At 46.5% G+C, this 7,512-nt stretch carries 8 protein-coding genes and 1 other RNA gene; all 9 read right to left on the bottom strand.

Going from position 1 to position 7,512, the window contains the following annotated elements; genetic code table 11:
* Positions 1 to 307: 307 nt before the first annotated feature.
* Complete coding sequence (locus G9G54_RS23545) at positions 308 to 583, bottom strand: pro-sigmaK processing inhibitor BofA family protein (RefSeq protein WP_025719099.1); 276 nt, start codon at positions 581 to 583, stop codon at positions 308 to 310.
* Entirely contained in the window at positions 580 to 891 is a 312-nt protein-coding gene (locus G9G54_RS23540) for a DUF2508 family protein (protein WP_025676300.1), read from the bottom strand. Before G9G54_RS23540 ends, G9G54_RS23545 begins: the two co-directional genes overlap by 4 nt.
* 214 nt (positions 892 to 1,105) lie before the next feature.
* Complete coding sequence (gene recR / locus G9G54_RS23535; RefSeq protein WP_103050204.1) at positions 1,106 to 1,705, bottom strand: recombination mediator RecR; 600 nt, start codon at positions 1,703 to 1,705, stop codon at positions 1,106 to 1,108.
* Positions 1,706 to 1,732: 27 nt separating this feature from the next.
* Positions 1,733 to 2,044 carry a YbaB/EbfC family nucleoid-associated protein gene (locus tag G9G54_RS23530; protein ID WP_013308226.1) on the bottom strand — a complete coding sequence of 104 codons (312 nt, stop codon included), beginning with the start codon at positions 2,042 to 2,044 and terminating at the stop codon, positions 1,733 to 1,735.
* Positions 2,045 to 2,087: 43 nt separating this feature from the next.
* On the bottom strand, positions 2,088 to 3,839 hold the full coding sequence (dnaX, locus tag G9G54_RS23525) for a DNA polymerase III subunit gamma/tau (RefSeq protein WP_134904825.1): 1,752 nt from the start codon (positions 3,837 to 3,839) through the stop codon (positions 2,088 to 2,090).
* 158 nt (positions 3,840 to 3,997) lie between these two features.
* Positions 3,998 to 4,264: signal recognition particle sRNA large type (gene ffs / locus G9G54_RS23520), an RNA gene on the bottom strand.
* 111 nt (positions 4,265 to 4,375) lie between these two features.
* The gene (gene rpmE, locus G9G54_RS23515; protein ID WP_165179801.1) at positions 4,376 to 4,573 is read right to left on the bottom strand and encodes a 50S ribosomal protein L31; all 198 of its coding nucleotides are present in this window, start codon (positions 4,571 to 4,573) and stop codon (positions 4,376 to 4,378) included.
* 157 nt (positions 4,574 to 4,730) lie between these two features.
* Positions 4,731 to 6,002, bottom strand: coding sequence for a radical SAM protein (locus G9G54_RS23510; protein ID WP_165179800.1), 1,272 nt, complete (start codon positions 6,000 to 6,002; stop codon positions 4,731 to 4,733).
* A gap of 102 nt (positions 6,003 to 6,104) precedes the next feature.
* Positions 6,105 to 7,442 carry a transcription termination factor Rho gene (rho, locus tag G9G54_RS23505; protein ID WP_061831799.1) on the bottom strand — a complete coding sequence of 446 codons (1,338 nt, stop codon included), beginning with the start codon at positions 7,440 to 7,442 and terminating at the stop codon, positions 6,105 to 6,107.
* Between the last annotated feature and the right edge of the window lie 70 nt (positions 7,443 to 7,512).

Raw genomic sequence — 7,512 nt, 5'->3', positions numbered from 1 at the left:
GAGATAAAATATCTCTTGTTTGATTTTGCGAACAAAATCGTTTTACTCACTCGTTGTTCAGTTTTCAAAGATCAAACCTGCATTATGTCTTACTTTGTTTCACCACCGCATCTCAGCGGCGACTTGATTAATATAACACACATTCGGGATTTAAGTCAACACTTTTTTAAAATTATTTTTTAATTTCATTTAAATGTTGTTCTCACAAAAAAATCCTCGGGCTTTAAGGGCCGAGAATTAATGTATCACATTTTTGAATTCGCCGTCAACTATATTTTGAAAATAGAAAACAATAACATTTAAGTTTTCATATAGCCTGTCCGAATAATACTATTTTCAATCCCAGTAAAAGGACAATCCCAGGCAAACCTAATATCGTTACCGCCCCCATTGTCACTGGATTGATCGGGATGTACACCTGCGTAATCCACCCTGAATAATTGATAACATACAATGCGATGGCTGCCAGGCCCATATGCGCCCCGAATACTACAAGCCAGCCGATACCCAAACGTTTTTTTAAGATTAGAAATAGTAGCATCCCGACACAGGCAATCAGAACTAGCCAGACCGCCCCTTTCATTCAGCTCTCCGCTTGTGAACACGATCCGTATCATTGGCATACCCCGGTTCATCTGCAGGCAGATGGAAACGATGCAGGCCTTGCTGTTTCGCACTTTTTAAATGTATCTGATATTTACGTTCTGCAGCTTCTAGAACAAATATAGCGTAGTCGATCTCATCTTTACCCGTTGCTTCATGAAATAAACGATGCGCTCTTAACCATTCCGCATGCGAAGCCCGAATCTGGGCAAACAACTCCTGCCGATACTCCGCTTCTGATTTGCCATTCTCCTGACGACGGAAATTTTGTTTCATCCGTTCCCACATCCGTTCATCCTCCTCACAAGCTGAATTATGTGCACAGTCTGCAAGATTACCTTATTCATACTTATTGAACAAAGGACAAACTTAGAACCAGGAACGATCTATACTGCCATCTATCACCGCAAATAAAAAAGGAGCCATAGCGGCTCCCCCAAGTGAGTCGAGAATACCTAAGGACATTCCAGACTCCCTATTTACAACGTATAAATACACCTAATTAATTGAGCTCTCTACGGCCTTCCAACGCTTTGGACAGGGTAACCTCGTCAGCATACTCCAAATCTCCACCCACTGGCAATCCGTGAGCAATACGAGTAACCTTGATTTCAAAAGGACGCACTAGCCGAGAAATGTACATGGCCGTGGCCTCTCCTTCAATGTTCGGATTCGTAGCTAAAATCAGCTCCTTGACGCGTTCATCACTGAGTCTATTCAGCAATTCCTTGAGTTTGATATCCTCAGGACCAATTCCCTCCATAGGAGATATCGCCCCGTGAAGCACATGGTAAAAACCATTAAACTCCTTGGTACGCTCCATAGCCACCAAATCCTTGGAATCCTGAACAACACAAATGACGGAAGCATCCCTCGTCTTATCCTGACAGATCCGACAAGGGTCCGTATCCGTAATGTTGCCGCAGACTGAACAGAAGTGCAGATTGCGTTTTACATTGACCAGCGCCTTGGCAAAGTCAATCACATCATCTTCCTTCATTTTCAGTACGTGAAAGGCCAACCGGGCAGCCGTCTTCGGCCCTACTCCCGGCAGGCGCGTAAAAGCATCAATTAGCTTTGCAATCGGCTCCGGATAGTACAATAGCGCGTTTCTCCTTTATGCAGCAGACTAGAACAAGCCCGGAATTTTCATGCCGCCTGTAAATTTACCCATATCATCATTAGCCAGTTCATCTGCTTTGGACAAAGCATCATTGACTGCAGTCAGCACAAGATCTTGCAGCATTTCTACATCATCAGGATCTACGGCTTCCGGTTTGATCGTGATGGACAACACTTTTTTATGTCCATTTACCTCCACCGTCACAACACCGCCGCCAGAAGTACCTTCGATTACTTTTCCGCCAAGTTCCTCTTGGGCTTTCAGCATTTGTTCCTGCATTTTCTTCACTTGCTTCATCATTTGGTTCATATTGTTCATTTCAATCATCTCCTTTAATGAAGTATACATCTAGACACTTGATTTAATCTTTAATGACTACCAGATCTTCCCCGAAAAGTTGAATAGCTTCATCAATCCATGGCTCCTTGGACTTTCCCGGCGTATCATGCTCCGGCTCCAGTTGCAATTCTTCGGCAGGCTGGTCGGAAACTCCTTCAATCGCAGCATTCCAATCCTTTTGCATCATCGTTACTAAACGATAAGGATGACCCAACTGCTCATGCAATACTTTCTCGATGACCTGCTTATTGGCAGGCTTTTCGGTAGTTTCACGATGAATATTGTTCTTAAATGCGACCAGTACACTGTCCTCTAACACAGAAACTGGCTCACCGTCCATAAACCAGGCATGAACCGTAACCTTCGCCTCTTTTACCCCTTGTAAAATCTGACTCCACTTACGCCCCGCTGCTGCGAATGCTTCGCTCGACTTCTCAGCGATATAGCGATCCAACTGAGAGGGGAGTTTGGCCGGCGCTGAAATCCGCGGAGCAGGGGCACGACCCCCGGAAGCCTGACGGCCGCCCGACGATGCTTCCTGTCCAGCTCCAGCGCCCAATCCACCTTGCAGCGCGCGCTCCAGTTTCTTTTCCAACTCAGCAAGCTGGCGCTTCAACATTACCACATCTTCCTGCTCAGCTGCAGCACCAGAGCGCTGTGCGGCCGGCTGAACAACAGCTCCTGCTTCCCCCGGAATACTGCATAGTTTCAACAGAGCTACCTCAAACAAAGTTTGCGGCTGAACAGCATACTTCATCTCGCTCTGATAACGATTAAGGGTGTCAATCATCGCAAAGAGCTGCTCCTTGGTAAAAGCATCTGCCACTTCCTTAAATCGCTCTGGATCTAGCACTCGCTCCGTCATTTTGGTTGCCTGAGGCACCATCTTGATCATTAGCAGGTCTCGGAAATAGTACAGAAGATTCTCCATGCACTTATCCGCACTTTTACCTTCCTGCATAAAGTTCTCGATCATTTGGAGCACCGTGCCCACATCTTCTTTCAGCAATGCCAAGGCAAGCTTACCGAATTGCTCGGACGCAATACCTCCCGTCATATCCAGCACCTGCTGATAAGTAACCCGACCATCTGTAAACGAGGATATCTGGTCCAAAACGCTAACTGCATCTCGCATCCCGCCATCTGAAAGACGCGCAATGTACTGCAGTGCATCTGAATCAGCCTGTATGTTCTCCTGTTGACATATCAGGTCAAGCCGCTCCGTCTGTTCTTCCAGCGATACCCGCCGGAAGTCAAACCGCTGACAACGCGAAATAATTGTCGCCGGAATCCGATGTGGTTCAGTCGTAGCCAATATGAACATCACGTGTGGCGGCGGCTCTTCTAGTGTCTTGAGCAGCGCATTGAACGCTTCCGTCGTCAGCATGTGCACTTCATCAATGATATAAACCTTGTGCCGCACTTCTGTGGGCGCATATTTGACTTTATCGCGCAAATCACGAATCTCTTCAACGCCCCGGTTGGAGGCTGCATCAATCTCCTGTACATCCATGACCGCTCCGGCCGTGATCCGTTTACAGGCTTCGCATTCGTTGCAAGGTTCCGGCGCAGGTCCATGCTCACAGTTGATAGCCTTGGCCAAAATTTTGGCCGCACTCGTCTTACCTGTTCCTCGTGGACCGCTGAACAGGTAGGCATGGGACGTGCGATTTTCGCGGATGGCATTCTGCAATGTCTGGATAATATGCTGTTGTCCTACCATGTCCTTGAAAGCCTGCGGCCGCCAAGCACGGTACAACGCTATATGTTCCAATGCGCGTTACCCTCTTTCCCATTCACTTTCATGACCATTCATGGTCACTTCATTATACTATACTCCCGTCCGAATCTAAACCAGACACCTTCCAATTTATAAAACGCAAAAAAACATCTTCGCAATGATTGCCAAGATGTTCTAATTACTAATATATACCGTGCACCTGTTATTGATCGTTGTGATCCGAGCGGCAATCCTGAACAACAACTCGGGCTAGGCAACCCTCCGGCACAAGAGTGGGCTTGCTTATGGCTGCTTCCTTCCGGACCTGACCAGGTTCACAAGTACTCATTGCGGAGGACCCAGCCGTCAACATTGTGCGCAGGGACCAGCCTCACATCAACAACACCTCTAACAGGAATTCAACCTCGCTATAGCGGATTGCGAGTTACAGGGCACCGCTACCTCCCCATCTAGCACGGTGAAAATAAGTATATCTTAAGGCCGCATAAAAAGCAAATACACATTATTACAAAAAGAGCCCTCTGCAAGTTGCAGAAGGCTCTAATAACTTTATAACCTGCGGTAATCCATTAGATACCGTATTTCTTTTTGAAACGATCCACACGTCCACCAGCATCAATAAATTTCTGCTTGCCTGTGAAGAATGGGTGGCAGGCGGAACAAATCTCTACACGCAGAGATCCTTTCACAGAACCCGTTTCAAACGAATTTCCGCAAGCACAAGTGACAGTAGTTACGTTAAATTTTGGTTGAATAGCTTGTTGCATTGAACTTTCACCTCTTTCCGCCCTGAACGTCCTATCAGTCCAGAGTTGTATGAACACATGTTCACATTATAGCACTTGAATATGAGCGTTTCAACAACTCTTTTCCGCATTCAATGATGGCGTAAAATAGGTGAGTTTCAAGTTGCTATTGATCATTTTAGGCCCTGGCAAATTTGGGACGTGCCAGCCCTTGTGGCGGTACATGAGTGTAAGAACCGATGACTACATCAGGCAGTTCCTCACGATAAATCTCAAGCATTTGCTTCATGCCAAGAATCTCACCTTGAGCAGGCGGAATCAACTCCAGATAGCTTTCAGGATCGATATTCAAGTTACGCATTTGAATCAGCTTGAGCTTAGTACGTTTGGCAAATTCAATCATTGCCTCAATTTCTTCCTCTCGGTCTGTTACACCCGGAAAAATCAAATAGTTAATCGACGTATATACTCCCTGCTCAGAAGCATAACGAAGTGATTTTTCCACATTAGCCAACGTGTAGCCGCGCGGCTTGTAATACGCATTGTAGTGATCGTCCAGTGCACTAATGGTACTAACGCGCATCAGATCAAGACCCGCATCCACGATTCCCCGGATATGATCGCTCAATCCCGCATTCGTATTGATATTGATGTATCCCATATCGGTAATGGAGCGCACCTCTTTGATCGAATCAATAATCAGTTTGGCTTGTGTGGAAGGCTCACCTTCGCAACCCTGGCCAAAACTGATAATGGACTCCGGTGTCTTCAAATGTTCCAGCATAACTTCTACAATTTCTTCGACACGGGGACGGAAGTTCATTCTTGTCTGCGGAGATACAAAGCCACTGTCATCCGGCTGTTCAGATATACAGCCAAAGCAACCCGCATTACACGAATAGGATACCGGAACTCCCCCTTCCCAGCGATTCAGGAATGTGTTCGAGGAAGTAAGACATTCGTAGCCCAGCGCACAGTTAGACAAATGTTGGTACAGCCTATTTTCGGGATATTGCTCCGTCATCCGCTGAACACCCAGTTTAACTTGATGACGGTCACAGTTTTCCGGATTCCACTTGGATGGACTGTCACTCTGCTCTGCCGTTACATAAAATGCCCCGTCTTTCCAGACTACAGCCGAATAACCGAACAAGGGAAGTTTGTACTCCTTATCGGTCTTCACATATCCAGGTAGGCACAAGCGCGTAAACCCTTGCGGCAATAAAGCCCCTACTGCTTGCATATCTCCGGGAAGAGAAACCATTTCCCCTGTTTCAGGGTTCATACCGACCGGGCGAGTGCTGGGCAGGCTTACCAATGTAGCTCCTTCCGGTAACGGAATAAGCTCATCCTCCATGATTTCAACAATCATGTCTGCACTACGGGCAAGCCCATACAAAGAAGCATGATCATATACATTGCCTTTTTCGTCGGCATACACCAAATACATTATGGAGCTCCTTTCGCTCCGTTAAGCCTACGCCATTAACAAAAACAAAATGAATGGTAACGACTGTGTACTTACGGAACAGATAAAATACATGAATGGGTTTTAGTTGGTTGTGGCCGGGACTGACGCTGTGGCAGAACGCGCAGTTCTCCGTTGTTGCCCACCAGAACTGCTTTGCGAGCTACCGGAGGAAGGTGCCGTCAAATCAAACGAAGCCAAAAACTCAGCATTAGTTTTGCTATTACGCAGCTTTTTGAGGAAGCCTTCCACAAAATCATGGCTTTCCGTCATGTTTTTACGAATGGCCCAGATGGTATCCAATTCTTCCTTGTTCAACAACACTTCCTCACGGCGTGTGCCGGAACGACGAATATCAATCGCAGGAAAGATACGACGTTCTGCCAGCTTGCGGTCCAAATGCAACTCCATGTTGCCTGTACCTTTAAACTCTTCATAAATGATATCGTCCATGCGTGATCCTGTATCAATCAGCGCTGTAGCAAGAATCGTCAAGCTACCGCCTTCCTCCACATTCCGAGCCGCACCAAAAAAGCGTTTTGGACGGTGAAATGCCGCCGGATCAATACCCCCGCTCAAAGTACGACCAGAAGGAGGGATAACGAGATTGTACGCACGAGCCAAACGTGTGATGCTATCCAACAGGATGACAACATCCTTTTTATGTTCTACGAGACGCAGCGCACGCTCCAACACGAGTTCTGCCACTTTAATGTGATTTTCAGGAAGTTCGTCAAATGTAGAGGCCACAACTTCACCTTTAACAGAACGCTGCATGTCGGTCACTTCTTCGGGGCGTTCATCAATCAACAAGACAAAAAGCTCGATCTCGGGATTGTTAGTAGAAATGCTATTGGCAATTTCTTTGAGGAGAAGCGTCTTCCCAGCTTTGGGAGGTGCTACAATGAGTCCGCGCTGTCCAAGTCCGACAGGGGCCAGTACATCCATAATTCTCGTAGACAAATGGTTGGGGGAAGTTTCAAGGACTAATTTGGTTTGCGGATACAGTGGAGTCAGTGCAGGAAAATGTAGCCGCTCAGCAGCTTGCTCAGGACTTCTTCCATTGACGGCGTTAACTTGAAGCAATCCAAAATATCGTTCATTCTCTTTTGGCGTTCGGCATTTACCAGAAACAAGATCGCCCGTTCTCAAGTCAAACTTGCGGATTTGTGAAGCAGAGATGTAAATATCTTCGGTACTCGGGAGATAATTGATCGGCCTCAGAAAGCCGTAACCTTCGGGAAGGATTTCCAGAACCCCCTGCATAAACATCAATCCGCTCTTCTCAGCTTGTGCGCGCAGGATCGCGAATATTAATTCTTTCTTTTTGAGCGTTCCGTAGTACGGGATCTGGTATTGCTTGGCCAGCTTGTACAGGTCGGTCAGCTTCATTTCTTCCAGATCGGAAATTTGCAGATCCATATAATAACCACCTATTCAATTATTAAGTCCATTCATACATCTAAATGATAGACAATGATATCATAAACAC

Source organism: Paenibacillus sp. EKM212P (genome assembly GCF_011066115.1).
Classification (GTDB): domain Bacteria; phylum Bacillota; class Bacilli; order Paenibacillales; family Paenibacillaceae; genus Paenibacillus; species Paenibacillus polymyxa_B.
This window is presented reverse-complemented; position numbering and strand designations above follow the sequence as displayed.

What these genes read in the sequence shown, in the direction of transcription:
- G9G54_RS23545 (WP_025719099.1), bottom strand. Translation starts at nt 583, where the DNA reads ATGAAAGGGGCGGTCTGGCTAGTTCTGATTGCCTGTGTCGGGATGCTA.
- G9G54_RS23540 (WP_025676300.1), bottom strand. Translation starts at nt 891, where the DNA reads ATGTGGGAACGGATGAAACAAAATTTCCGTCGTCAGGAGAATGGCAAA.
- G9G54_RS23530 (WP_013308226.1), bottom strand. Translation starts at nt 2,044, where the DNA reads ATGAACAATATGAACCAAATGATGAAGCAAGTGAAGAAAATGCAGGAA.
- rpmE (WP_165179801.1), bottom strand. Translation starts at nt 4,573, where the DNA reads ATGCAACAAGCTATTCAACCAAAATTTAACGTAACTACTGTCACTTGT.
- G9G54_RS23510 (WP_165179800.1), bottom strand. Translation starts at nt 6,002, where the DNA reads ATGTATTTGGTGTATGCCGACGAAAAAGGCAATGTATATGATCATGCT.
- rho (WP_061831799.1), bottom strand. Translation starts at nt 7,442, where the DNA reads ATGGATCTGCAAATTTCCGATCTGGAAGAAATGAAGCTGACCGACCTG.